The sequence below is a fragment of the Nonomuraea dietziae genome (assembly GCF_014195505.1).
In the GTDB taxonomy this organism is placed as follows: domain Bacteria; phylum Actinomycetota; class Actinomycetes; order Streptosporangiales; family Streptosporangiaceae; genus Nonomuraea; species Nonomuraea roseola.
The window spans coordinates 6,586,216-6,611,548 of sequence record NZ_JACIBV010000001.1; the positions used below are offsets into that span (position 1 = coordinate 6,586,216).

The 25,333-nt window shown below is 70.2% G+C and carries 20 protein-coding genes; 10 read left to right on the top strand and 10 right to left on the bottom strand.

Translation table 11 applies throughout. The features are described 5' to 3' along the window. The first annotated feature begins 2 nt into the window (after positions 1 to 2). The 5 genes from FHR33_RS31540 (at position 3) to FHR33_RS31560 (ending at position 7,197) form a co-directional block, all read left to right on the top strand. The gene (locus tag FHR33_RS31540; RefSeq protein ID WP_183655452.1) at positions 3 to 647 is read left to right on the top strand and encodes a hypothetical protein; all 645 of its coding nucleotides are present in this window, start codon (positions 3 to 5) and stop codon (positions 645 to 647) included. After that, entirely contained in the window at positions 644 to 1,735 is a 1,092-nt protein-coding gene (locus FHR33_RS31545) for a C40 family peptidase (protein ID WP_312895801.1), read from the top strand. Before FHR33_RS31540 ends, FHR33_RS31545 begins: the two co-directional genes overlap by 4 nt. Before the next feature lie 31 nt (positions 1,736 to 1,766). Next, positions 1,767 to 2,156 (top strand): (deoxy)nucleoside triphosphate pyrophosphohydrolase, encoded by a 390-nt coding sequence (locus FHR33_RS31550; protein ID WP_183655455.1) that lies wholly within the window; start codon positions 1,767 to 1,769, stop codon positions 2,154 to 2,156. A 290-nt stretch (positions 2,157 to 2,446) separates the two neighbouring features. Further along, positions 2,447 to 5,170, top strand: coding sequence for a hypothetical protein (locus FHR33_RS31555; RefSeq protein WP_183655457.1), 2,724 nt, complete (start codon positions 2,447 to 2,449; stop codon positions 5,168 to 5,170). A 98-nt stretch (positions 5,171 to 5,268) separates the two neighbouring features. After that, positions 5,269 to 7,197, top strand: coding sequence for a hypothetical protein (locus tag FHR33_RS31560; RefSeq protein WP_183655460.1), 1,929 nt, complete (start codon positions 5,269 to 5,271; stop codon positions 7,195 to 7,197). A gap of 334 nt (positions 7,198 to 7,531) precedes the next feature. On the opposite strand, the gene FHR33_RS31565 is transcribed toward FHR33_RS31560, so the two are convergent. The 7 genes from FHR33_RS31565 to FHR33_RS31595 all read right to left on the bottom strand — a co-directional run bounded on the left by FHR33_RS31565 (position 7,532) and on the right by FHR33_RS31595 (position 15,161). Further along, complete coding sequence (locus FHR33_RS31565) at positions 7,532 to 8,287, bottom strand: succinate dehydrogenase/fumarate reductase iron-sulfur subunit (protein ID WP_183655462.1); 756 nt, start codon at positions 8,285 to 8,287, stop codon at positions 7,532 to 7,534. Beyond that, the gene (locus tag FHR33_RS31570) at positions 8,284 to 10,152 is read right to left on the bottom strand and encodes a fumarate reductase/succinate dehydrogenase flavoprotein subunit (protein ID WP_183655464.1); all 1,869 of its coding nucleotides are present in this window, start codon (positions 10,150 to 10,152) and stop codon (positions 8,284 to 8,286) included. The genes FHR33_RS31565 and FHR33_RS31570 overlap by 4 nt, the downstream gene beginning before the upstream one ends. Positions 10,153 to 10,164: 12 nt before the next feature. Further along, positions 10,165 to 10,953, bottom strand: coding sequence for a succinate dehydrogenase subunit SdhC (gene sdhC / locus FHR33_RS31575; protein ID WP_183655466.1), 789 nt, complete (start codon positions 10,951 to 10,953; stop codon positions 10,165 to 10,167). Between the two features lie 161 nt (positions 10,954 to 11,114). Further along, entirely contained in the window at positions 11,115 to 11,564 is a 450-nt protein-coding gene (locus FHR33_RS31580) for a response regulator (protein WP_183655468.1), read from the bottom strand. Beyond that, positions 11,561 to 13,075 (bottom strand): sensor histidine kinase, encoded by a 1,515-nt coding sequence (locus FHR33_RS31585; RefSeq protein WP_183655470.1) that lies wholly within the window; start codon positions 13,073 to 13,075, stop codon positions 11,561 to 11,563. Before FHR33_RS31585 ends, FHR33_RS31580 begins: the two co-directional genes overlap by 4 nt. A gap of 3 nt (positions 13,076 to 13,078) precedes the next feature. After that, positions 13,079 to 14,230 carry a SpoIIE family protein phosphatase gene (locus tag FHR33_RS31590; RefSeq protein WP_312895802.1) on the bottom strand — a complete coding sequence of 384 codons (1,152 nt, stop codon included), beginning with the start codon at positions 14,228 to 14,230 and terminating at the stop codon, positions 13,079 to 13,081. Beyond that, positions 14,178 to 15,161: a LysR substrate-binding domain-containing protein gene (locus tag FHR33_RS31595; protein ID WP_183655474.1), complete on the bottom strand. Its 984-nt coding sequence runs from the start codon at positions 15,159 to 15,161 to the stop codon at positions 14,178 to 14,180. The genes FHR33_RS31590 and FHR33_RS31595 overlap by 53 nt, the downstream gene beginning before the upstream one ends. 142 nt (positions 15,162 to 15,303) lie before the next feature. Here FHR33_RS31595 and FHR33_RS31600 point away from each other — a divergent pair, with 142 nt between their 5' ends. Genes FHR33_RS31600 through FHR33_RS31610 form a run of 3 tightly spaced genes read left to right on the top strand, consistent with a single transcriptional unit; the run spans position 15,304 to position 18,715 of the window. Then, positions 15,304 to 16,059, top strand: coding sequence for a succinate dehydrogenase cytochrome b subunit (locus tag FHR33_RS31600; protein WP_183655476.1), 756 nt, complete (start codon positions 15,304 to 15,306; stop codon positions 16,057 to 16,059). Continuing rightward, entirely contained in the window at positions 16,056 to 17,978 is a 1,923-nt protein-coding gene (locus tag FHR33_RS31605) for a fumarate reductase/succinate dehydrogenase flavoprotein subunit (protein ID WP_183655479.1), read from the top strand. Before FHR33_RS31600 ends, FHR33_RS31605 begins: the two co-directional genes overlap by 4 nt. Further along, a complete protein-coding gene (locus FHR33_RS31610) occupies positions 17,975 to 18,715 on the top strand; it encodes a succinate dehydrogenase/fumarate reductase iron-sulfur subunit (protein ID WP_183655482.1) in 741 nt (246 codons plus the stop codon). The genes FHR33_RS31605 and FHR33_RS31610 overlap by 4 nt, the downstream gene beginning before the upstream one ends. A gap of 59 nt (positions 18,716 to 18,774) precedes the next feature. Here FHR33_RS31610 and FHR33_RS31615 read toward each other — a convergent pair whose 3' ends face one another. Beyond that, on the bottom strand, positions 18,775 to 20,184 hold the full coding sequence (locus tag FHR33_RS31615; protein ID WP_221241327.1) for an MFS transporter: 1,410 nt from the start codon (positions 20,182 to 20,184) through the stop codon (positions 18,775 to 18,777). A 70-nt stretch (positions 20,185 to 20,254) separates the two neighbouring features. Here FHR33_RS31615 and FHR33_RS31620 point away from each other — a divergent pair, with 70 nt between their 5' ends. Beyond that, entirely contained in the window at positions 20,255 to 20,863 is a 609-nt protein-coding gene (locus FHR33_RS31620; protein WP_183655484.1) for a TetR/AcrR family transcriptional regulator, read from the top strand. Positions 20,864 to 20,870: 7 nt separating this feature from the next. Here the strand turns inward: FHR33_RS31620 and FHR33_RS31625 are convergent, their stop codons facing one another. Beyond that, positions 20,871 to 23,021 carry a P-loop NTPase fold protein gene (locus tag FHR33_RS31625; RefSeq protein WP_183655486.1) on the bottom strand — a complete coding sequence of 717 codons (2,151 nt, stop codon included), beginning with the start codon at positions 23,019 to 23,021 and terminating at the stop codon, positions 20,871 to 20,873. A 73-nt stretch (positions 23,022 to 23,094) separates the two neighbouring features. Next, positions 23,095 to 23,544 carry a hypothetical protein gene (locus FHR33_RS31630; protein WP_183655488.1) on the bottom strand — a complete coding sequence of 150 codons (450 nt, stop codon included), beginning with the start codon at positions 23,542 to 23,544 and terminating at the stop codon, positions 23,095 to 23,097. A gap of 100 nt (positions 23,545 to 23,644) precedes the next feature. Here FHR33_RS31630 and FHR33_RS31635 point away from each other — a divergent pair, with 100 nt between their 5' ends. Next, positions 23,645 to 25,333, top strand: a complete 1,689-nt coding sequence (locus tag FHR33_RS31635) for an ABC transporter ATP-binding protein (protein WP_183655490.1) — start codon at positions 23,645 to 23,647, stop codon at positions 25,331 to 25,333.

The window sequence follows — 25,333 nt, forward strand, 5'->3', positions numbered from 1 at the left end:
CGATGGCACAGCCCGCTGACAAGAGAGGTCTCGCCTTCGCCGCGCTCGTCCTGGTGCTGGCGGCGGTGGGCATCTTCGTGACGATGTGGCCCGACGCGGAGACCTCCCCGCCCGCCGTCGAGCAGGAGACGTCGGCGGGCCGTACGGGATCGGGGTCCTCCGCGGCGCCGGCGGTGGCCACGCCGCTGGCCACCGCCAGCAACGCGCCCTTCGACATCTACTCCTTCCTGCCGATGACCAAGCAGGAGCTGGCGGCGGCGGCCGACCTGGCCGTGCGCTTCACCGCCGCCTACGGCACCTTCCGCTACGACGAGGACCCCGCCGCCTACGCCGACAGATTGAAGGTGTTCACCACGGCCGGCCTGGCCACCGTGCTGACCCGCACGATCAGCTCGCCCGTCACCGTCGAGGCGAACAGGGCCGACGAGGTGGTCTCGCAGGCGACCGCGAAGGTCAAGGAGATCAGGCAGGTCGACAAGACCTCGATCGTCTTCGTCGTCATCGGCACCAGGGAGGTCTCCGCCAAGAGCGGGCCGACCAGGCGGGACGAGGAGTACGCGGTCACGATGCAGCAGATGGGTTCCGACTGGCGGGTCTTCGACCTGCAGCCCGCCGACGAGGGCCAGGATGGAGACAGCTCCGGGTGAACCTCTCCCCCCGCACGAAGATCGTCGGGGTGATCGGCCTCGCAGGGCTGGTGCTGGTGACGCTGATCATGTCCCCGATGTTGATGACCTCCTTCCCCTCCTTCATCAGCGGCGGCGGTTTGCCCGACTGCGAGGAGGTCACGCAGGAGAACGAGGCCGCCTCCGACGGCGCGACCTCCGACATCCCTCCCGACTACCTGGAGCTCTACCGGAAGTTCGGCAAGCAGATCGGTGTCCAGTGGACCGTCCTGGCCGCCGTGGGCAAGCGCGAGACCGACCACGGACGCTCCACGCTGCCCGGCGTCCAGAGCGGCACCAACTACGCGGGTGCCGCAGGACCCATGCAGTTCCTGGTCAGCACCTGGGGCGGGGCCAAGCGGATCAAGATCCCGTCGGAGTTCAACGGGTACGCCTCCGACGGTGACGGCGACGGATGGGGCGACATCTACAACCCCGCCGACGCCATCCTCGGCGCGGCCCGCATGCTCAAGCGCAACGGCGCGCCCGAGAACGTCAGGCGGTCGCTGTTCGTGTACAACCGGGCCTGGTGGTACGTCGACCAGGTCGAGGAGATCGCCCGCAAGTACGCCAAGGACGGGACCGTCAAGGTGCCGCCCCAGGCCGACGCCACCTGTGACGAACCGCTCGTGGAGGCGGCGCCCAGCGACGTGGTGGCGAGGATCCTCGCCTACGCCCTGGACCAGCGCGGCAAGCCGTACCTGTGGGGCGGCACGGGACCCGACGCCTTCGACTGCTCCGGGATCATCTACATGGCCTACCGGAGCGTGGGGCTGTCGATCCCGCGCACCACGTTCGGGCAGTGGCCGTTCGGGGTGAAGGTCCCCGACGGCGAGGAGCAGCCGGGCGACCTGGTGTTCTTCAACGCCGGGCCCGGCACGAGGCCCGACAGCCCCGGACATGTCGGGATGGTCGTCTCCAAGGGCAAGATGATCGAGGCCAGGTGCCGGCTGTGCGGGCCGATCAAGGTGACCAGCTACCGAGGGCGTGACGCCATCGTGGGGTTCACCAGGCCGCTGCAGAATGCCGACGTCATGGAGCAGCTCAAGAAACTCGACTCCGCACTCTAAGGTTGAGGGCTTCGAGGGGCGAGGAGACGCGATGGCGATTGTGGTGGTGGGGGCGGCGATCGTCGCCGACGGAAGGCTGCTGGCCGCCCAGCGGGCGGAGCCGCCGGAGCTGGCGGGCGGGTGGGAGTTCCCCGGCGGCAAGGTCGACGAGGGCGAGAGCGACGAGGCGGCGCTGGTCAGGGAGTGCCAGGAGGAGCTCGGCGTGCTCGTCGAGATCGGCGAGCGGGTGGGCGGGGAGTGGCCGCTCGGCGACGACTACGTCATGCGGGTGTGGCTCGCCTCGCTGGTGTCGGGCGTACCTGAGGCCAAGGAGCACCTGGAGCTGCGCTGGCTCGCGCTCGACGAGCTCTACGACGTGCCCTGGCTGGCGGCGGACCTGCCGGTGGTGCGCGCCGTGGAGTTTATGCTTCGCGAGGGTTAAGTCGTTGCGGAGAGTGACATAACCCTTACTGGGCGTGTTGTAGGTTCGCGCCTGTATAGGGGAATCGGGGAAGCGCAGTGAGTTGGTGGCATCGCGCCCGAATCATGTCGGCAGTGGGGTCGGGGGCGCTGATCCTGGCGACCGCGTCGACCTCGGCGGCCGCGGGTTTCGACGCCCCTTCCGCCGGGCGTCTCGGGGACATCGCCGGGAATGTCGGGGACATCGTCGGAGGGGCGAGCGGGTTCTCGCCGCCTGAGGGTCCGAGGAAGGCGCCGAAGGTGGGGCTCCGCGTGGAGCGCCTCGGCGACCCTGACCTGGGCCACTGGCTGCGCACGGGCGACGTGCTGCGCTTCAGGATCGCTGTCGAGGGGCAGGCCCGCGACGCCTTGCTCGCGGTGGCGGCCAAGCCGTCCAAGGCGCTGGCCACGGTCGAGTGCGCCCCCCAGCCCGCCGCCGCGCCGTCCCCGCAGCCTTCGCACGCTCCGCAGGGCTCGTCCGTCTCCCCACCTCCGCAGGCTCCGCCTACTTCCCAGGGCCCGCAGGCTCCGGGCGCTCCGCAGGCTTCGCATGTTCCGCAGGGTCTTGAGGGTCCGCAGCGCCCGGATGTTCCGCAGCGCCCGGATGTTCCGCAGGGTCCGGGCGTTCCGCAGGCTTCGCACGTCCCGCAGGCTTCGCATGTCCCGCAGGTTCCGCAGGGTCTTCAGGGTCCGCAGCGCCCGGATGTTCCGCAAAGTCCGGGCGCTCCGCAGGCTCTGCACGCTTCGCAAGCCCCCCAACTCGTGCAGGCTCCGCAGGGCAGGGGGGCGGCGGTCTGTGCCCTCGGGGACGTCGCGGGGGAGCGCACGGTCGACGTCAGGCTCGTCGTGCCGAGCGGGGCGCAGGAGGTCGTGCTGGCCGCCGTCGCCCAGGTACGCGAGGAGGCGGGCGCGGGCACCGAGACGCTCAGCAAGACCACCAGGGCGCGGGTCGCCATTCAGGCGCGCCCACGGACGTCCGACCCGATGACAGACATCGGAGGGTACGGCGGAGCGGGCATCGCCCCGCCCGTCCCACCGGCCCCGACCGGCGCCCGTATGGCGAGCTCGCTCGACGACCTCACGGCGGCCGACGACACGGCCACGGACGAAGAGATCATGACGAAGGGCCCTGACGGGGAGCTCGCGGTGGCCGCGCCGAGCGCGAAGGTGGTCGGCGCGGCGCAGGACTTCCAGCCTTCGGACGGCGAGGTGGGCGAGGCCTGGCTCGAGACGGTCGAGGCCCCCGTTGCCGGCGGCCCCTCGACCGAGGGCGTTCGCGTGGATGAGCCGCCTGCCGGGTCGCCCGTCTCCTACTTCGAGATGCACGTGTTCTCGATGCTGACGCCGCAGGGCGGTTCGGTCGCTGGCTCGCTGCTGGGCTCGCCTCCTGGACTGCTGCCAAGCGCGCCCGGAGAGGGACCGCCAGCCGTGGACGGGGCTTGGAGCACTGTGGGCAGCGACTCGCACGTGACTCATCCCGGCTCACCCATCACCGTCGCCGACTCGCTCGCCACTGGCCACAACCCACTTCCGGGCGCGCCCGCCACGACCGGGCACGGTCCTGGTTCGCCCACCACGAGCGGGCTTGTGGGTCCGGGTTCGCCCGCCACGACCGGGCATACGGGGCCTGGTTCGCCTGTGACGACCGGGCTTGTGGCGCCGGGTGCGCCCGCCACGACCGGGCACGGCCCGGGTTCGCCCGCTGCGACCGGGCAAGTGGGTCCAGGTTCACCTGCCGCGAGCGGGCATGTGGTGCCGGGTGGGCCTGTCACGAGCGGGCATGTGGGTCCAGGTGCGCCCGCAACCGGCGGGGACCCTCGTCCGGATCTGCTCGCCACCGGCGCGCATGCGCAGTCGCACACGCTCGTCCAGGGCGGGAACCCGCGTCCGGGTGTGCTGACGGGAGGCGGGAATTCGCTTCTGCACTCCCTCATCCCCGGCGTGGCCCCGAACGTCGTCCATGGCTTGGTCACCCAGGGCGCGAGCGTGCGGGACGCCGAGGGCGGGCCACGTTCCGCCGCCGCCCCTGGACCTGGGGCCGTCACCACAAGGCATGACGGCACGGCCACCCGACCGGGGACCGTCGCCACGGGCCTTCAGGGCGCCGCCGCTGGACCTGCGGCCACTGCCACCGAACCACGATCCACTGCCGCCGGGCCCGAAGCCGCCGCCACGGGCCTGGAAGGCGCCACCACCGCCACGGGACCCGCGGCGACCACCACCGGCCCCCAGACCACTGCCACCGGCCCCAGGGGCACCGTCACGGGCCTGGAGAGCGCCGCCACCGGACCCCGTGCCACCGCAACCGGCTCCAAAGCCGCCGCCACCGGGTCCAAGGCCACCTCCATCGGACCCAAGGCGACCGCGACCGGACCCAAAGCCGCGACCAGATCCAAAACCGCGACTGGATCCAAAGCCACCACCGGACCCAAAACCGCGACCGGATCCAAGGCCGCCACCGGGTCCAAAGGCACCACAGGGTCCAAGGCCGCCGCGACGGGGTCCCAGGCCGCCGCGACCGGATCCGCGACAGGGCCCAAGAGCACCGCGACCGGGTCCAAGACCACAGGCCAGGGCTTGTCTGGTGATGAGGCGAAGGCGCGGTTGGGGGAGGTGGGAGCCAGTCAGGCCAGTGCCTCGTCGCAGCTCGCTGATTCCGGTGCGCCCCAGCTCGGCGCCGCGTCGGCCGCACCCAAGAGCACCACCGCTGATTCTGGTGCGAACGGAGGATTGTGGAACGATCCTCAATTGCGATTGCCGCAGGTGGCGCCGCCTCAGCAGCCCAGCCCCAGTTCGTCTGCCATCGCCGTACCATTGCCTCGTGTGATCTCGAGCCCCCCGGTGAAAGCCCAAGCCGAAGACCGGTGGGACCTCACGTCCGGCGCCAATGGGCTTCCCGTCGTGGGAGGCGGCCTCGTGCTGCTGCTCGGCGGACTGTGGGTGGTGGCGAAAGCGGAGAGAACCCGTAGCGGGCGGAAAACTCAGCCGATGTTGTAAATCGGACTTTGCTGTTACATTTACCGCCCTAGTATTCTCATTGACCAAGGTTCGGGAATGCGCGGAGGGCAGCGGTGGCACCGAGGCGACTGACAGCCGTGTCCGCCCTTCTGCTCTCCTTGGGCATCAGCGGCGGCGTGGTTCTCGCGGCAGTTCCGCTCATCGGTCAGGTCGCCAGCGCGTCGGTGGTGGCCAGGGATCCGGACCCCGGCGACGTGGTCCCTCCGTGTGACGCGGGCGAGACCTGCGAACCCACCGAGGTCGTCACCACGGTCACGATCACCACCACGCTCCCCACCCCGACGCCGACCCCGACCGACCCGGTGACCACCGTGACGACCACGGTGACCCCGACGCAGGCGAAGAAGACGAGCAAGGCGCCCGAGCCGGAGAAGACCACTCCGGCGCCGACGACCCCGCCGGTGACGCAGGAACAGCCGGTGCAGCCGCCGCCCGTGGCTCCGACCGCCTCCTCTGTCCCGCCGCCCACCACCGCCGAGCTCGAGCCGACGTTCTCCTTCCCCGCGGCGCAGGATCCCAGCACCGCGCAGGACACGGGAACGGGCACGCCCAGCACGGAGCCCACCGACTCCGAGCAACTGGTGGTGCGCAACGCGGCGCCCGAGTACAACCAGGTCGACCTCAGCCGCAAGCTCGGCATCCCGGCGCTGGTGCTGGTGCTGCTGGCGCTGTTCGCGGTGCTCATCTTCGAGGGCAGGCTACGCAGGCTGGCCCACGCCGCCGCCGTCCGCAGGGCGGGGCCCCAGGCGCCCGGCAGGCACCGTGGCGACGGCGCCCCCGAGCCGTACGGTTACCCGGCGGGTCCGGGCTTCGCGGGCGCGGTTCCGGCCTACGCGCCGATCATCAGCTTCGTGCCTGTGCAGACCTACCCCGGAGGGCCCGCGCAGTACGCGCCGGTCTACCAGCAGCCCTTCCCGCAGGACCCGGCGATGTACGGCCAGCAGGGCCAGACGGCCGAGTACCCCGGCTACCCGCAGCACCCCGGACAGCCGCAGACCGCCTACACGCAGCCCGCATTCACCGAACCCGCCTACACGCAGCCTGACTACCCGCAGCCGGGATACGAGCAGCCCGACTACACGCACGCGGGACACCAGCAGGCGGGCCCGCAGGACGACTACGCGCAGCGGGAGCACCTCCAGCACGAGGAGCCCCGGGCCGAGCGGTTCGACGCCTTCCAGCCGCGGGAGTTCCATGTGGCGGGCGACGACCCTCTTCCCTCGGACCTGATGACGGGGCACGTGGGACGCGAAGACGACGTTCAGGCCTACCGTGACGGGTCGGCGGAGGCCGACACGGCGGGCTACCGCGGCGGGCTGGCGGAGGGCGGCGCGGCGGGCTTCCTGGCCGGGCCGGTTGACGGCGGCGCTGCGGATGACCAGGACGGACTGGTCGGCGGCGCGCCGGGCTACCGCGACGAAGTGGCTGACAGCGGCGCGGGTTCTTCGGGGCATCTGGCGGAGGGCCGGGAGTACCGGGACCTGTTCGAGCCGCTGGTGGCCCCGGACCAGCCGCCGCTGGGCGACATCCCGCCCGGAGGCGACGCTCCTTTCGACGAGCCGCACCCGGGGCATCCGGTGGCATCCGCCCCGTTGGGCGTGGAGCCGAGCGACGCCGAGCCATGGCAGTACGGCGCCCCCCAGTACGGCGAGGCCTCCCAGTACGGCGACGCCCCTACGTACGGTGAAGCCCCGCGCTACGGCGACGCCTCCCAGTACGGCGACGCCCCGCGCTACGGCGAAACCTCCCAGCACGGTGACGCTTCGCGCTACGGCGAGGCCTCCCAGCACAGCGACGCCCGGCACTACGGCGATGCGCACCAGCACGACGACGTCCCCACATCCGGCCAGGCGTCCCCGCACGGCGACGCCACGCCATACGGCGACGCCACGGCATCCAGTGATCCCTCGCGCTACGGCGATGCGCGGAGGGACGACGAGGTCTCGCAGGATGACCGGACGTCGATCGTGCCGATGAGGGAGGATCGCGACCACCGCGAGTTCTGATCGCGGTGAGCGTGTGACGGCTCGTCGCGGTGGCGGTCTGACGGCTCGCCGTTGCGGCGGGCAGCGAAGTCCTGCTGGGGAAGCGCACGGAGAGGGGCGCGAGCCGGCGACGGTGGGCGGCGCCAGGGATGCGACAGCCGTACGAACCGGGGCTCAGACACGGGCAGCGGCGTGGAGGCGGCGGTTCGGACCTGAGTGCAGGTGCGGCGTGGAGGCGGCGGTTCAGATCGGGGTGCAGGTGCGGTGCGGTGGCGAGGGTTCGGATCTGAGTGCAGGTGCGCGGCGGCTGGACGAGCTTCCCCGGGGCCGTGGGGGCACGGCCCCGGGAAGGGCGTCAGCTGCTCGGGCGGCGGAAGATCTTGCTGCCGAGCCAGACCAGCGGGTCGTACTTGCGGTCCACCACGCGCTCCTTCATCGGGATCAGCGCGTTGTCGGTGATCTTGATGTGCTCAGGGCAGACCTCGGTGCAGCACTTGGTGATGTTGCAGTACCCGAGCCCGTGGTCCTTCTGTGCCGACTCCTTGCGGTCGGCCACGTCGTACGGGTGCATGTCCAGCTCCGCGATCCGCATGAGGAACCTGGGCCCGGAGAAGGCCGGCTTGTTCTCCTCGTGGTCGCGGATGACGTGGCAGACGTTGTTGCACATGAAGCACTCGATGCACTTGCGGAACTCCTGCGAGCGCTCCACGTCGATCTGCTTCATCCGGTACTCGCCCGGCCTGACGTCCGCGGGTGGCGTGAAGGAGGGGACCTCACGGGCCTTCTGGTAGTTGAAGGACACGTCGCACACCAGGTCCTTGATGACGGGGAAGGTGCGCATCGGGGTGACCGTGATGGTCTCGTCCTCGGTGAAGGTGGACATCCGGGTCATGCAGCCCAGGCGCGGCTTGCCGTTGATCTCCATGGAGCACGAGCCGCACTTGCCCGCCTTGCAGTTCCACCGTACGGCCAGGTCGGGCGCCTGGGTGGCCTGGAGGCGGTGGATGATGTCGAGGACGACCTCGCCCTCGTTGACCTCGACGGTGAAGTCCTCGAGCTTGCCCTCGCCGCCCTCACCGCGCCAGACCTTGAACTTCGCCTTGTAACTCATGAGAGCTCCTCGTCGGTGAGGTACTTCTTCAGCTCGCTCACCTCGAACAGGGCGAGCAGGTCTTCGCGCATCCCCGGCTGGATCTTCTCCTCGACCGTGACGGCGGAGCCGTCCTCGGTCGCGGAGCAGACGAGCAGCTTGCGGCGCCACTCGGGGTTCATGCCGGGGAAGTCGTCGCGGGTGTGCCCGCCTCGGCTCTCCTCGCGCAGCAGCGCGGCCTTGGCCACGCACTCGGAGACGAGCAGCATGTTGCGCAGGTCGAGCGCCAGGTGCCAGCCGGGGTTGTAGATGCGTCCTCCGGCCGCGCCGACGAGGTGCACGCGCTCCTTCAGCTTCTCCACGACCTCGAGCGCCTCGGAGATCTCCGAGGCCTTGCGGATGATGCCGACCAGGTCGTTCATGGTCCGCTGGAGCTCGGCGTGGACCTCGTAGGGGTTCTCGCCGGAGCGCTCGAGCGGGGCGAGCGCCTCGGCCCTCGCGCTGTCGACGCTCTCCTGGGAGACGGCGGGCCTCGAGGGCAGGGAGTCGACGTAGGCGGAGGCGCCCGCGCCCGCTCGCCGTCCGAACACCAGCAGGTCGGAGAGCGAGTTGCCGCCCAGCCTGTTGGAGCCGTGCATGCCGCCCGAGACCTCGCCCGCCGCGAACAGGCCGGGGACGGCCGCCGCGCCGGTGTCGGCGTCGACCTCGACGCCGCCCATGATGTAATGGCAGGTCGGGCCCACCTGCATGGGCTCGGTGGTGATGTCGACGTCGGCCAGCTCCTTGAACTGGTGGTGCATCGACGGCAGCCGCTTGATGATCTCGGCGGCGGGGAGCCTGGTGGACACGTCGAGGAAGACGCCGCCCTGGGGCGAGCCGCGTCCCGCCTTCACCTCGGAGTTGATCGCTCTGGCGACCTCGTCACGCGGCAGCAGCTCCGGAGGGCGGCGGTTGTTGGCCTGGTCGGTGTACCAGCGGTCGCCCTCCTCCTCGGTGGTGGCGTACTTGTCCTTGAACACCTCGGGGATGTAGTTGAACATGAAGCGCTCGCCGAGCGAGTTGCGCAGCACGCCGCCGTCGCCGCGGACCGACTCGGTGACCAGGATGCCGCGCACGGACGGCGGCCACACCATGCCGGTCGGGTGGAACTGGATGAACTCCATGTTGATGAGCTTCGCCCCCGCCAGCAGGGCCAGGGCGTGCCCGTCTCCCGTGTACTCCCAGGAGTTGGAGGTCACCACGTACGACTTGCCGATGCCGCCGGTGGCCAGCACGACCGCGGGCGCGTCGAAGAGCACGAGGTTGCCGGTCTCGCGCCAGTACCCGAAGGCACCGGAGATGGCGTCGCCGTCCTTGAGCAGGCGGGTGACCGTGCACTCGGCGAAGACCTTGATGTAGGCCTCGTAGTCGCCGTGGGTCTCGTAGTCCTCCTGCTGGAGGGCGACCACCCGCTGCTGGAGGGTGCGGATCAGCTCCAGTCCCGTCCGGTCGCCGACGTGCGCCAGGCGGGGGTACTCGTGCCCGCCGAAGTTGCGCTGACTGATCTTGCCGTCCTTGGTGCGGTCGAACAACGCGCCCCACGCCTCAAGCTCCCACACCCGGTCGGGAGCCTCCTTGGCGTGCAGCTCGGCCATGCGCCAGTTGTTGAGGAACTTGCCGCCGCGCATGGTGTCGCGGAAGTGCACCATCCAGTTGTCGTCGGAGTTGACGTTGCCCATGGCCGCGGCCGCGCCGCCTTCGGCCATGACCGTGTGGGCCTTGCCGAACAGCGACTTGCACACGATGGCGGTGCGCTTGCCTTGCTGACGAGCCTCGATGGCGGCCCGAAGACCCGCGCCGCCTGCGCCGATGACGACGACGTCGTATTCGTGACGCTCGATTTCCACTTGTTGGGATCCTTACGCGTACGGGAAGTTGATGATGCCCTTGGCCACGAGACGGACGTAGAAGTCCGCGCCCATCACCGAGAACATCGACGCCCAGGCGAGCGGCTGGTGCTTGGCGTTGAGCTTGGAGATGAACGTCCAGGCCCTGTAGCGCACCGGATGCCGGGAGAAGTGGTTGAGCCGCCCGGCGGTGATGTGCCTGCAGGAGTGGCACGAGAGCGTGTAGGCCACGATCAGGGCCGCGTTGATCAGCAGGATCCAGGTGCCGACTCCGAGTGGCTTGTGGATCAGCGCGAGGATCGCGTCGTAGGTGAGGACGGCGCCGATGACGATCGCGCCGTAGAAGAAGTACCGGTGGATGTTCTGGATGATCAGCGGGAAGCGGGTCTCGCCCGTGTACTTGCCGTGCGGTTCCTGGACGGCGCAGGCGGGCGGGGACAGCCAGAACGAGCGGTAGTAGGACTTGCGGTAGTAGTAGCACGTCAACCGGAAGCCACCGGGCAGGCCGAGGATCAGCAGGCCGGCGGGCAAGGTGTACCAGTCCCCGATCGGGGCCCACCCGAACAGGCGCGCACCTTCGGGACACGTCGCCTCGGCCAGGCACGGCGAGGAGAACGGAGCGATGTAAGGCTCGATGTAGATGCTCGGGTCGAATACGGCCCACACGCCGTAGACGAGGAACGAGGCCAGCCCCAAAAAGGTCAGCAGCGGGGCGAGCCACCATCGGTCCGTGCGGAACGTGCGCACCTTCACCTGTGCGCGTTGTCTTCTGACCTGGGGTTCAGGGGTCGTCTGGGTCATCGCGGATCTCTCCACCTCCCGCGGAATGGCTGCTGCGAGGGTGGTGGAATCACTCGCCTCTCGCGCATTGGTGGGGGATACGTTACGACGGCGGCATCGGGTTTTGTGAGAAGGGTCACTCACTTTTTCGATGGCCGCATGTGATTCCTGTCACCCCACTGTCAGAAGCGCTGCCCCAAGGACGGGAGCTTAACCACGCCGACAAAGAAATCATCGATTTGGCGGACAACTCGGATGAACTGATGAAAATCCACCGGTTTCGCCACATATGCATTGGCGTGCAGGCTGTAGCTGCGGACGATGTCCTCCTCGGCCTCCGAGGTGGTCAGCACCACGATCGGGATGCTGCGCAGATCGGGGTCACCCTTGACATCGGCCAGCACCTCCCTGCCGTCCTTGCGCGGCAGGTTGAGATCGAGCAGCATCATGTCCGGCCTGGGAGCCGAGGCGTAGCCGCCCTGCCTGCGCAGGAAGGCCATGGCCTCCTCGCCGTCGTTGACCACGTGCAGGCGGGTGCGGACGTGGTTGAGCTCGAAGGCCTCTCGGGTCAGGAGCACGTCGCCCGGGTCGTCCTCCACGAGCAGCACGTCGAGGGGGCTCGCGTGGTTCATCCATGGCTCCTGCCTGGCAGAGTCCACCGCACGGTGGTGCCGTGGCCCTCCCGCTCCTGACTGTCCAACCAGATCCTGCCCCCGTGATACTCCACGATCTTCCTGCACAGGGCCAACCCGATGCCCGTGCCGGGATAGCGGTCGCGGGTGTGCAGCCGCTGGAAGATGAGGAAGACCTTGTCAGCGTACTTCTCCTCGATGCCGATGCCGTTGTCCAGGCAGGAGAACTCCCACATGTCGTCCCCCGTCTCGCGCGCCTCGATGCGGACGGTCGGCGGCTCGTCGGCCCTGAACTTGATCGCGTTGCTGATGAGGTTCTGGAAGAGCTGGGTGAGCTGGGTCCTGTTGCCGACGACCTCGGGCAGCGGGCCGTGGGAGACGTCCGCGCCCGACTCCTCCACCCGCACGGCGAGGTTGTGCAGCGCGTCGGCCAGCGGGAGCGCGCTGTCGAGCGGCACCTTCTCCGCGCCGACCCTGCCGACCCTGGAGAAGTCGAGCAGGTCGTTGATGAGCAGCTGCATCCGCTTGGCGCCGTCGACCGCGAAGGTGATGTACTGCTTGGCCTTGTCGTCGAGCTGGTCGCCGTAGCGCTGCTCCAGCATCTGGGTGAAGCTGGCGACCTTGCGCAGCGGCTCCTGCAGGTCGTGGCTGGCCACGTAGGCGAACTGCTCCAGCTCGCCGTTCGAGCGCCGGAGCTCCTGCGCCTGCTCTTCCGAGGCGCGCCACTGGGCCAGGATCCTGCGGCGCATCGCGTCGATGTGGCCCGACAGCTCCGACAGCTCAGCGGGACGGTCGACCTTGAGCGAGCGGTCGAAGTCGCCCTGGGCGACCGCGCGGACCTGCGAGGTCAGCTCGGCCACGGGGCGCAGCACCACGTGCCTGACGATCACGCCGAGCAGGATGAGCACCCCCACCAGGACGGCCGCCAGCAGGCCGAGCGCGAAGGTGAAGCTGCCGGCCCGCTGCTCCAGCTGCTGGGATCTGGAGGCGTGCAGCGACTCGAGATGGGTGCGCTGGATGTTGAGCGCCGCCCTGACCTCGCCGAACCTGACGCTGTTGACCTTCGCGTTCTCCCTCGTCAGGGCCGCGCCCTCGAGGACGGGCTCGGCGTACTGCGCGCGCCACGCGGCGCTCGCCCGCCTGATGGCCTCGAGCCTGTGGCCGGGCACGAGCCCGGCGACGCGGTCGACGGCGCGGTCCTCGTCGGCCCGCGCCTGCCGGTAGGCGGAGAGGTACTGGCGGTCCGAGGTCAGGCCGAAACTCCTGACCGCGCCCTCCTGCGCCGCCAGGGCCACCGACAGGTCGAGCGTGGCCAGCGCGGCGGGGTCCACGACGTCGATCACCTCGTGCCGCGCCTCGGAGAGTCGCGCGAGCGTGCCGGTGGTGAGCGTCGCCCCCGCCACCAGGACGAGCAGGCCGACGATCCCGGCGAACATGAACCAGCGGCCGATGGGCAGCCTGCCGTACCCGGTGGGCGGGTTGGGCGGAGGCAGCGGTCGAGGGCGGGCCATCGCTCACCCCTTCCTGGAGATCAGCACGGCGGCGAGGTCGTCGGAGAGGGCCTCCCTGTTGATCTCGGTCACCCTGTCGATGATCCGGTCGAGGTCGATGCCGCCGTGTTCGTCGATGATCCGCAGCAGCCCGTCGGTGCCCAGGAGGTCGGGCCCGCCGCCGACGGTCGCCTCGGTCAGCCCGTCGGTGTAGAGGAGCATCGACCACTCCTCGCCGAGCGGCACGTCGATGGCGCGCCAGGCGACGTCGGGGAAGATGCCGAGAGGCGGACCCGAAGGCCCGCCTCGCACCACGTCGAGCCGGCCCTCTCTGATCAGGACGGGTGGCGGGTGGCCGACCAGGTGCATGGTCGCGTGCCGCAGCGAGGGGTCGATGGTGGCGGTGCAGAGCGTGGTGAAGATCTCCGGTGACCTGCGCTCGTGCTTGAGCACAGTGTCGAGCGTCTGGAGCGCCTCGTCGCCGTGGATGCCCGCCAGCGTCAGCGTCCGCCAGGCGATGCGCAGCGCCACGCCGAGTGCCGCCTCGTCGGGGCCGTGCCCGCACACGTCGCCGATGACGGTGTGGATCGCGCCGTCGGAGCCCTGCACGGTGTCGTAGAAGTCGCCTGCCAGCAGGGAGCGCTGCCGTCCTGGGAGGTAGCGGCACTGATGGGCGACGGGGCCCTGCGGCAGCAGCGGCACGGGCAGCAGGCCGTACTCCAGGCGGGTGTTCTCCCTGCTGGTCAGCTCCGACTGGATGAGCCGCTGGTGGGCGAGGTCGGCGCGCTTGCGCTCGATGGCGTAGCGGATGGCCCTGGCCAGCAGGCGGGCGTCGACGTCCTGCTTGACGAGGAAGTCCTCGGCGCCCTCGGCCACCGCCGCGATGCCCACGTGCGCGTCGTTGAGCCCGGTCAGCACGAGCACGGCGACGTCGGGCGCCATGGCCAGTACCTCGCGCAGCGCCTCCATGCCGTCGGCGTCGGGCAGCGACAGGTCGACGAGCACGCACTGGATGTCGCGGTTGAAGCGCTGTCTGGCCTCGGCGATGCTGCGCGCCCAGGTGATCGTGGGTGGCTTCTCCACCTCCTGGAGCAGCTCCTCGACCAGGAAGGCGTCGCCCGCGTCATCCTCGATCAGCAGCAGGGGCGGCATCTCTGGCAGGCCGTGTGCTGTCACGTACACCTCTGATGAGCTCGACACCTTGGGGTAGTTCGCCCCCATGTTCCGCTTCCGCGAGGAAGAAGAGCAAGGTAGCGCGAAAGGCCTGCGCGGCCCTGGTCGGTTCGACGTCCTTCCTGTGGGCGAGGGCGATCGTCCGGCGCAGCCCGGGCGGCGCCAGCGGGATGCCGGTCAGCCCTGGACGCCCGTCCAGCACCATCGAGGGCACCACCGCCACGCCGAGGCCGGCCTCGACGAAGCGAAGCACGGCGTCCATCTCGCCGCCCTCGACCGCGAACCTGGGCTCGAACCCCGCCTGCCTGCAGGCGGCCAGCGTGGCCTCCCGCAGGTCGTAGCCCCGCCTGAACATCACCATCGGCCGCCCGCGCAGGTCTTCGATCCGAAGGTACTGCCTGCGGACCCGCGCGTGCGAAGGCGAGGCGACCACGAGGTTCTCCCGCAGGATCTCCTCGGTCACAAGCGCGGGGTCGTCGCTCTGCAGCGGCATGATGATGACCGAGAGGTCGAGCTGCCCCCTGGCGAGCGCCCTGACCAGATCACGGGAGCCGCCCTCCTCGACGAGCAGCTCGATACCGGGGTACTCACGATGAAAGCGGGCCAGCGCGTCGGCCAGCAGGCCCGCGCAGAGCGAGGGGGTGGCGCCGAGCCGTACCCTGCCTCTCCGGAGCCCCGCCAGCTCGGCGACCTCCTGGCGGGCGGTGTCGGCGTCGGCCAGCATCCTGCGCGCCAGCGGCAGCAGGGACTCGCCGGCGGGCGTCAGCGTGACGTTCCCCCTCGCGCGGGAGAACAGCGGCGCGCCCAGCTCCGTCTCCAGCGCCTTGATCTGCTTGCTCAGCGACGGCTGCGCGACACGCATCCGCTCGGCGGCCTGGGTGAAGTGCCTCGTCTCCGCCACCGCGACGAAGTAGGCGAGCTGCTGGAGCTGCACTTTCCACAGCGTACGGGGTGTGAGATTGATCGCACCGACGCGGGGCCAGGCCGTGTCCTGCCGGACAAATAGCCGTTGGCTATCGAAACCAGAACCATGATGACTTGGACGGATAACTGCAGCGTAATTAGCGTCGGAAGACGTGACAGCCACGATTGAGCGCGGGTCCGCCACCGCGCCGGTTACCTCTCCCGCGAAGGCTTCCCCGCCTTCAACGCCCAAGAAGACCGGCGGGTTCCTGGGCTCCTCCAACGGCAAGAAGGTCGTGATGGCCGTCACGGGCGCCATCATGGTCGGCTTCCTCGCGTTGCACATGCTGGGCAACCTCAAGATCTTCCTCGGCAACGACTCCTTCAACGAGTACGCGCACGCGCTCCGCACGCTGGGCGAGCCGCTGGTGCCGTACCGGACGGTGCTGACCGTCCTTGAGGCGATCCTGCTGATCAGCGTCGTGCTGCACATGTGGGCCGCGATCTCCCTGGCCCGTCGCGCGGGCAGGGCGCGGCCGGTGAAGTACGTCGCCAAGAAGTCGCAGGCGCAGGGCTACACCACGCACATCATGCGCTGGGGCGGCGTGACGATCGCGCTCTACCTCGTCTGGCACCTGCTCGACCTGACCTTCGGTGTGGTCAACCCCAAGGGCTTCGACTCCTCGCCGGCCGACCGGATGATCGCCGGGTTCCAGCCTGAGCGCTGGTGGGTCACCCTCATCTACGTCATCGCGCTGGTCATGGTCGGCCTGCACCTGCGTCACGGTCTGTGGAGCGGCTTCCAGACCCTCGGCTGGGCCAAGGACCGCCGGCGCACGCTCAAGCTCGCCGCCGGCGCCGTCTCCGCCGTGATCGTCCTGGGCTTCCTGGCCCCGCCCATCGCCATCATGATCGGATTCGGCAAGTGAAGTACACAGAGGGCGCGGAGATCCGCGATACGAAGGCTCCCGACGGTCCCATCGAGGAGCGCTGGGAGAAGCGGAAGTTCAGCGCCAAGCTGGTCAACCCGGCCAACAAGCGCAAGCTCCAGGTGATCGTGGTGGGCACCGGTCTGGCGGGCGGCTCGGCCGCCGCGACCCTGGGCGAGCTGGGCTACAACGTGAAGTCCTTCTGTTACCAGGACTCCCCGCGCCGCGCGCACTCCATCGCCGCGCAGGGCGGGATCAACGCCGCGAAGAACTACAGGGGCGACGGCGACTCGATCTACCGGCTGTTCTACGACACGGTGAAGGGCGGCGACTTCCGCGCCCGCGAGTCGAACGTCTACCGCCTGGCCCAGGTGTCGGTGAACATCATCGACCAGGCCGTCGCGCAGGGCGTCCCGTTCGCCCGTGAGTACGGCGGGCTGCTCGACACCCGCTCCTTCGGCGGCGCGCAGGTCTCCCGCACCTTCTACGCCAGGGGTCAGACGGGCCAGCAGCTACTGCTGGGCGCCTACCAGGCGCTGGAGCGGCAGGTCGCGGCGGGCACCGTGGAGATGTTCACCAGGCACGAGATGCTCGAGCTGATCGTCTCCGACGGCAGGGCACGCGGCATCATCGTGCGCGACATGGTCACCGGCGAGATCGAGCGGCACATGGCCGACGCGGTCGTGCTGGCCACCGGCGGCTACGGCAACGTCTTCTACCTGTCCACGAACGCCAAGGGCTGCAACACCACGGCGATCTGGCGGGCGCACGAGCAGGGCGCCTACTTCGCCAACCCCTGCTACACGCAGATCCACCCGACCTGCATCCCGGTGTCCGGCGAGTACCAGTCGAAGCTGACGCTGATGTCGGAGTCGCTGCGCAACGACGGCAGGGTCTGGGTCCCGGTGGCGGCGGGCGACACGCGCGCCCCCGGCGACATCCCCGAGGCCGAGCGCGACTACTACCTGGAGCGGATCTACCCCGCCTTCGGCAACCTGGTCCCTCGTGACATCGCCTCCCGCGCCGCCAAGAACGTCTGCGACGAGGGACGCGGCGTCGGCCCCGGCGGGCTGGGCGTCTACCTCGACTTCCGCGACGCGATCAACCGGCTCGGCCGCGACGCGGTGGAGAAGAAGTACGGCAACCTCTTCGAGATGTACGAGCGCATCACCGGCGAGGACCCCTACACCCAGCCGATGCGCATCTACCCCGCCGTGCACTACACGATGGGCGGCCTGTGGGTGGACTACGACCTGCAGTCCACGATCCCGGGGCTGTTCGTGATCGGCGAGGCCAACTTCTCCGACCACGGCGCCAACCGCCTGGGCGCCTCCGCGCTGATGCAGGGCCTGGCCGACGGCTACTTCGTCCTGCCGACCACCATCGGCGACTACCTGGCCAACGGCCCGTACGGCGAGGTCGACGAGGAGGTCGTCGCCGAGGCCGAGATCAAGGTCCGCACGAAGATCGACAAGCTCCTGTCGGTCAACGGCACCCGCACCCCCGACTCCTTCCACAGGGAGCTCGGCAGGATCATGTGGGAGTACTGCGGCATGGAGCGCACCGAGGAGTCGCTGCGCAAGGCCCTGGAGCTGATCCCCTCGCTGCGCGAGGAGTTCTGGCGCGACGTCAAGGTCTCCGGCACCGCGGAGGAGCTGAACCAGGTGCTGGAGAAGGCGGGACGCGTCGCCGACTTCTTCGACCTGGCCGAGCTCATGTGCCTGGACGCGCTGGTGCGCACCGAGTCGTGCGGCGGCCACTTCCGCGCCGAGTCGCAGGACGCCGACGGCGAGGCGCTGCGCGACGACGAGCACTTCGCCCACGTGTCGGCGTGGGAGCACACCCCCGAGGGGCCCGTGCTGCACAAGGAACCGCTCGAGTACGAGTACGTCAAGATGAGCCAGCGGAGCTACAAGTGAACCTCACCCTTAAGGCCTGGCGTCAGAGCGGTCCCAAGGACTCCGGCAGGATGGTGACCTACCAGGCCAAGGACGTCTCGCCCGACATGTCCTTCCTGGAGATGCTCGACGTCGTCAACGAGCAGCTGATCCTGGCGGGCGACGACCCGATCGCCTTCGACCACGACTGCCGCGAGGGCATCTGCGGCATGTGCGGCATGGTCATCAACGGTGTCGCGCACGGCGAGCAGCGCGCCACCACGACGTGCCAGCTGCACATGCGTCACTTCGAGGACGGCGCCACCGTCACCATCGAGCCGTGGAGGGCCGCGCCCTTCCCGGTGGTGAAGGACCTGGTCGTGGACAGGTCGGCCTTCGACCGCATCATCCAGGCGGGCGGGTTCGTCTCTGTCCCCGCCGGTTCGGCGCCCGACGCCCACAGCCTGCCCGTGCGCAAGGAGGACGCCGACGACGCCTTTGACGCGGCCACCTGCATCGGCTGCGGCGCCTGCGTCGCGGCCTGCCCGAACGGCTCGGCCTCGCTGTTCACCGCGGCGAAGATCACCCACCTCTCCCTGCTGCCGCAGGGCCAGCCCGAGCGGATCGCCAGGGCCAAGTCGATGGTGGACCAGATGGACGCCGAGGGCTTCGGCGGATGCACCAACACCGGCGAGTGCACGGCCGTCTGCCCGAAGGGCATCCCGCTGGACACGATCGCCAGGATGAACAGCGACTACCTCAAGGCCAACGCCAAGTAGGTCCTCGCGCGACTGCGGGCCGTACCTCCCTTCCGGAGGCACGGCCCGCTTCGCTGTCGTCACCTGCGCTTCAGGAAGGCGGCGGCCAGGACGGCGCCCACCAGCACGAGGGCGGAGTTGACGAGGATCGCGACCGAGACCCCCGAGAGCACTCCCTCGGCGCCGGTGTCGCCGAGCGCGGTCATCCTGGCGGTGGCGACGGCGCTCATGATCGGGATGCCCATCGTGATGCCGACCTGCTGGGTCATGGTCGCCAGGCCGGTGGCCAGGCCCTGCTCCTCGTCGGGCAGCCCCGAGGTGGCGGTGACCATGAAGCCGACGATCACCAGCATGTTGCCGACGCCGCCGACGAAGGTCGCGGCCAGCAGCAGCCAGATCGAGGAGCCCGAGGTCCCGAGGCCGATCAGGGCGAGGGTGGCGACCGCCTGGACGAGGCCGCCGGCGATGATGGTGGCCCTGGTGCCGAGGCGGCCGACCGCGCGTCCGCCGAGGGTGCCGCCGAGGACGGTGCCGAGGCCCAGGACCCCGAAGGCGAGCCCGGTGGCCAGCGGCGAGTAGCCGAGGACCTCCTGCAGGTAGAGGGTGAGCAGGAAGACCAGCGAGGTCTCGGTCACGAAGGCGATGAGCCCTGCCGTGTTGCCCCAGATGACGCTGCGCCGCTTCATGATGCGCACAGGGACGAGGGGAGCGTCGGCCCGCTGCTCGACGAACCAGAAGCCGACGAGGAGCACCAGGCCGGCGATGAGGGCCGCGAGCGTGGTGGGCGTGGTCCAGCCCGTCTCGCCGGCCTGGGTGAGGCCGTAGACGAGCGCGAGGAGCCCGCCGGTGACGGTGATCGCGCCGGGGACGTCCAGCTTCGGCCGTACGGCAGGCCGCGAGTCGGTGATCGCCGAGGGGGCCAGCGCCAGGACGAGCGCGGCGACGGGCACGTTGACGAAGAAGGCCCAGCGCCAGGAGAGCAGGTCGGTGAGCAGCCCGCCGAGGATGGCGCCCGCGGTGAATCCGGCCGACATCAGCGCGCCGTTGAGGCCGAGCGCCCGCTCCCTGAGCGGCCCCTCCTTGAAGGCGGTGGTGAGCAACGCCAGGCCCGCAGGGGTGACGGCGGCGGTCGCCAGCCCCTGCAGCACCCTGGCGATCAGCAGGATCTCGGGCGAGGTGGCGAGGCCGCCCATGAGGGAGGAGAGTCCGAGTACGGCCATGCCGCCGAGGAAGAGCCGCTTGCGTCCGACCAGGTCGGCGACGCGGCCGAACAGCAGGGTGAACCCGGCGGCCGCCAGCGCGAAGGAGGTGGCGATCCACTGCAGGTGCGTGAGGGAGAAACCGAGCCCCTCCCCGACGACGGGCAGCGCGACGTTCAGGATCGAGAAGTCAACGGCGATCATGAACTGGGCGCCGAGGAGGAGGGTGAGCACGAGCTTCTGCCGCCCGGTCATGGCGATCTGCGGCTCGGCGTGGGTGAGCGTGGACATGGGGAGCCCTTCTTCTAACGGGTCTCTAGTACCGTTAAGCTGAGAGCAACTTAGCACGAGAGGATCGGTAATGGAACTGGAGTCCCGTTATGGCACTGTCAGGCCGGGTGGACGCACCGCCCGCGTGCGCGCCGCCGTCCTCCAGGCGGCCGGCGACGCGCTGGTCGAGCACGGCCTCGACGGCCTCGACCTCGCCGACGTCGCCCGCAGGGCGGAGGTCGGCAAGACGACCGTCTACCGGCGCTGGTCCACGACCACAGGATTGATCGCCGACCTCCTCGTCGACATGGCCGAGCAGTCCACGCCCCGCACGGACTCGGGCTCCCTGGACGAGGACCTCAGGGCGAACGCCAGGCTCGTGGTCAAGACCCTGACCGATCCCCGGCAGGGCGCGCTGTTCAAGGCGATGATCGCCGCCGCGACCTGTGACGAGCGCACCGCCGCCGCCCTGCACCGCTTCTACGCGACCAGGATCGAGGAGTGGGCTGGATGCGTGGAGGCCGCCGTGGAGCGGGGTGAGGTGCCTGAGGGCACCGACCCTCATGAGGTCATCCGCGCGGTCTCGGCCCCGCTGTACTACCGCCTGCTGGCCAGCGGCGACCCTCTCGACGAGAGCGTGGCCGACCTCGCCGCCACGGCCGCCGCGACGGCGGCCAGAGCCGGGGTCTACAGGATCTGATCGGCCTTCAGGCGAGGGACGGCACGGCGGGCAGCCCCCACGCCCGCCTGATCTGCTCCAGGCTCGACCTGGCCAGCACGTCCGCGACGCCGGTCTCGCGCTGCGCGCGGGCCAGGGCGGCGAAGGAGCCGGGGAAGCCCGGCTCGGCGGCCCTGGTGATCGACTCCTGGTCGAGGCCGTCCACGAAGATCTGCTCCACGGTGTCGAGGAAGCAGGCCCTGTTGACGAGGGTCGCACCGAGCCGACCGGCGCCGGGAGTGGCGGCGGACTGCGTGGCGAGGTGCCCGGCGAGCCGGCTCAGCCCGCCGTGGGCGGCCACCAGGTCGGCGTGGAAGAACTGCAGAAGCTCCTGCGGCGCGTCGCCCGTGGCGGGTGCGCTGCCGGCGGTTCGGGCCAGTTCGCGCCTGACGAGGGCGGCGGTGACCTCCGTCAGGGAGCGGGGCCGCTCGGGCGTGACGAGCGCGGTGGCGGCCCTCGCCGTACGGAGCAGGTCGCGAGGGATCGCGCCCGACAGGCAGTAGAACAGGGCCGCGAAGGGCGCGGGCATGCCCACCGCCCTGTTGTCGAGCAGTCGCAGGGCGGTGCGGTAGTCGAGCGGGCTGACGCGGACGACCTCGTCGATGGCGCTGTCGAAGGCGTCGCGGCGGTCCAGCGGCGTGAGTTCGGCATCCCTGAGCGCCTCGTCGGACACCGACAGCACGAACAGGCAGTGCGGCACGTCGAAGACGACCTTGAGCTCGTTGAGGAAGTCGCGCGCCGCGGTGGAGGGGGCGATCCTGTCGAGCTCGTCGACGCCGATCACCAGGCGACGGCCCTGGTCGGCCCGGTTGACCTCGTTCGCCACCGTGGTGAGAAAGTCCTTGAGCCTGCGCACGATCTCCGGGTAGGTCATCGGCTGGCGGGCGAGGCTGGTGCCGTGTTTGGCCGACAGCCCCCATCCTCCCCACCCCACGCCGACGTTGGCCTCACGGGCGCGGGTGTGCTGGTAGCGAATCCGCCCCAGCAGCCTCCTCGCCTCCTCCGCCGAGGTGAGACCGGCCTCAATCACACGCTCGCACAGCGTCTCGAGCAGCAGGAGCATGAACTCCCTGCGATCGTAGGCGACGGGCGCCGTCACCTCGACGCTCAGCACGGTGGCGGGATCGTCGGGTCTGCAGAACCTGGCCAGCACCTCGCTCTTGCCCGCGCCACGGGGGCCTGCCAGCGCGATGCTTCCACCGTCCATCGCCTGGCTGGTCACGAGCAGCCGGACGTCGGCTTCGGTGTCCACGTGGAAGTCCAGCCCTCGCGACTTTCTCAGCCCCGTGTCCCTGCCGATGGTGAGCGTCGTGGCGTAGCGGCGGGCCGTCCTGATGCTGATCTCGCCGCGGACGAAGCCGAGCGTGCTCTCGTAGAGCGCCTCGTGCCAGGCGGTCAGCAATCCGTCGAGGCGCTCTCCTTCGCCCTCGCGCATGCCGGGAAGCATCTCGCTCGACCAGCCGAGGAACGTCCCCCCGAAGATCGCGAGAGCGCCCAGTGTCACCCAGACGCCCCAGGTGGTGGCCTCGTCGGCGCCCGGAGGTCTGCCGTGCGTGAACTGCCAGACCACGTGCTCGGCGGAGACGCCGAGCATCGCTGCCGTGAGCACCGCCGCGACCCCGGCCGGGACGAGCAGTGTCCTCGTGAGCCGGCGGTCCTCGGCCGCAGGATCTCCGGCGCGCACGCCCTCCGACAGGAGAGCAGAGGCCCACCAGGTGACGAAGGCGGCGATGGCGGCGATGGCGGCAATGCCCACCAACATGCCGAGAGCGGTGCCCGCGACCGTGACAGGGGAGACTGGCCTGCGCTCGGCGAAGGCCGCCTCGAGCTCGGTGGACCAGCCCGTTATCGCGGCCGAGGCCAGCGTGACCACGATCGAGGAGGCGGTACCGATCGCCGTCAGCCGCCCGACCAGGCGCCGTCCGCGATCGTCCTCGCGCTGCCTGGCCACGGCCCTGACGTACTCCTCCTCGGCGGCCCTGGCCTGGCCCAGGATCCGGTCGCGCTGCTCGGCCGCGGCTTCGCGCAGCTCCTTGGCCGCGGGGGCGCCGTTCGCCGCCAGAGCGGTGGTGATCTCGGGATCGTCAAGGGCGCGGGTCAGGAGCTCCGCGAACACCTCGTTCCGCCGGTCGCTGATCAATCTGCCGCGCCTTCCCTTCGGGGGCAGGCCCGCGCGGGGCCTCTGGGGTATATCAGCGCCCAGAGGCCGGGTGCTACGGGAGGTTCAGCTCGTAGACCTTGACGGCCATCGGGCCCGCGGGGTCGTAGACGACCCTGACGGCCAGGCGGCCCTTGCCCAGCAGCGACCACAGGTCGCCGGGGGTGCACCTGACCGCGCCGAACCCCTTCTTGGTGTACTTGTCGTGCGGGTAGCCGGCCGCCCGCCTGCCGCACTTCTTGTTGATCTGGCGGAAGTCGAGGCCCTCGGTGTAGTCGATCCTGACAGGCTTGCCGGTCCGCTTGCCCAGGTGCCAGCCGGGCAGACCGCTCTCGCCGATCTCGCCCAGCGTCGCCTTGGAGGGGGTGAGGATCATGGCGGAGTCGCCCGACTTCTTGGCCCAGCCGTACACGGTCCTGAGGCCGGTGTCGGAGTGGGCGGCGGGGGCGAAGGCGGCGGTCGCCAGGACGCCGGCGGCCGCGACTCCGATGAGTTTTGTGGTCATAGATCGGGATCGTCCCACGGGATGACCCGTGCCGGCGGCGGCTCCGGGCGGGGAAAATGGTTTGCCTGGTCAGCACGGACTTTGTCAATCTTGACGAGCTATGCGCTCCCTACCCCAGGCCGACCCTGGCACCCCTGACATCCGCACGCCCACGCGCTACCTCCTCTGGACCGCGCGCCGCCAGGCGGGCGCCCTTGCGGTGGGCATCAGCTTCGCCATCCTGTGGTGGTTCGCGCAGGCGCTCATGCCGTTCGTGCTGGGCAAGGGCATCGACGCGGTCACCGGCAAGCACACCGACGATCTGATGACCTGGTCGGCGGTGCTGTTCGGGCTGGGCCTCGTGCAGGCCTACGCCGGCATCATGCGGCACAGGATGGCGGTCTACAACTGGCTGGCCGCCGCCTACAGGACGGTCCAGGTGACCACCAGGCAGGCCACCAGGCTGGGCGCGACGCTGCCGAAGCGGCTGTCCACCGGTGAGGTGGTGAGCGTCGGCAACTCCGACATCGCCCACATCGGCAACTCGATGGACATCCTGCTGCGCGGCGTCGGCTCCGTCGTGGCGATCGTCACGGTGACCGTGATCCTGATCTCCACCTCGCTGGAGCTGGGGCTGATGGTGCTGGTCGGCGTGCCGCTGATGGCGATCGCCGTCGGCCCGCTGCTCAGGCCGCTGCACAAGCGTCAGCAGGCCCACCGCGAGCTGCAGGGCGAGCTGTCCACCAGGGCGGCCGACATCGTCGCGGGACTGCGGGTGCTGCGCGGCATCGGCGGCGAGGAGGTCTTCGCCGACCGCTACCGCGAGGAGTCCCAGCGGGTACGGCACGCGGGCGTGCGTGTCGCGGGCGTCGAGTCGATGCTGGAGGGCGCGCAGATCCTGTTGCCCGGGGTGCTCATCGCGATCGTCACGGGCATCGGCGCCTCCTTCGCCGTCGGCGGCCAGATCACCACAGGTCAGCTCGTCGCCTTCTACGGCTACGCCGTCTTCCTGATCGGCCCGATGCGCACGCTCACCGAGGCCGCCGACAAGCTGACCAAGGGCCACGTCGCCGCCAGGCGCGTGGTCAGGATCCTCTCGATCGAGCCCGAGGTCTCGGGCGGCGAGGAGAGCTCGCACGGCGGCCTCCTGCACGACGCCGCGAGCGGGGTGACGGTCAGGCCCGGCACGCTGACCGCGCTCGCGGGCGGCACCCCAGAGGACGCGATCGCGATCGCCGACCGCCTGGGGCGCTACAGCGAGGGCGAGGTCTCCTTCGGCGGCACCGACCTGGCCACGCTGCCGCTGGCCGAGGTCCGCTCCAGGGTCCTGGTCGCCGACAACAACGCCAGGCTGTTCGCGGGAAGGCTGCGCGACGAGCTCGACGTCAGGGGCGAGGCCTCGGCCGAGGCCGTACGGCAGGCGCTGCACGCCGCCTGCGCCGAGGACATCGTCGAGGCGCTGCCCGACGGCCTCGACGCCCACGTGGCCGAGGCGGGCAGGGAGTTCTCCGGCGGTCAGCAGCAGCGGCTGCGCCTGGCCAGGGCGCTGGTCGCCGACCCCGAGGTGCTCATCCTGGTCGAGCCGACCAGCGCGGTCGACGCGCACAGCGAGGCGCGCATCGCCGAGCGGCTCGCCAAGGCGCGCGCGGGCAGGACGACGCTGGTCTGCACGACCAGCCCGCTGGTGCTCGACCGCACCGACCATGTGATCTACGTGGAGGACGGCAGGGTGCGCGCCGAAGGCGCCCACCGCGACCTGCTGGCCACCGAACCCGCCTACGCGGCGACCGTGACGAGAGGGGAGGACTGA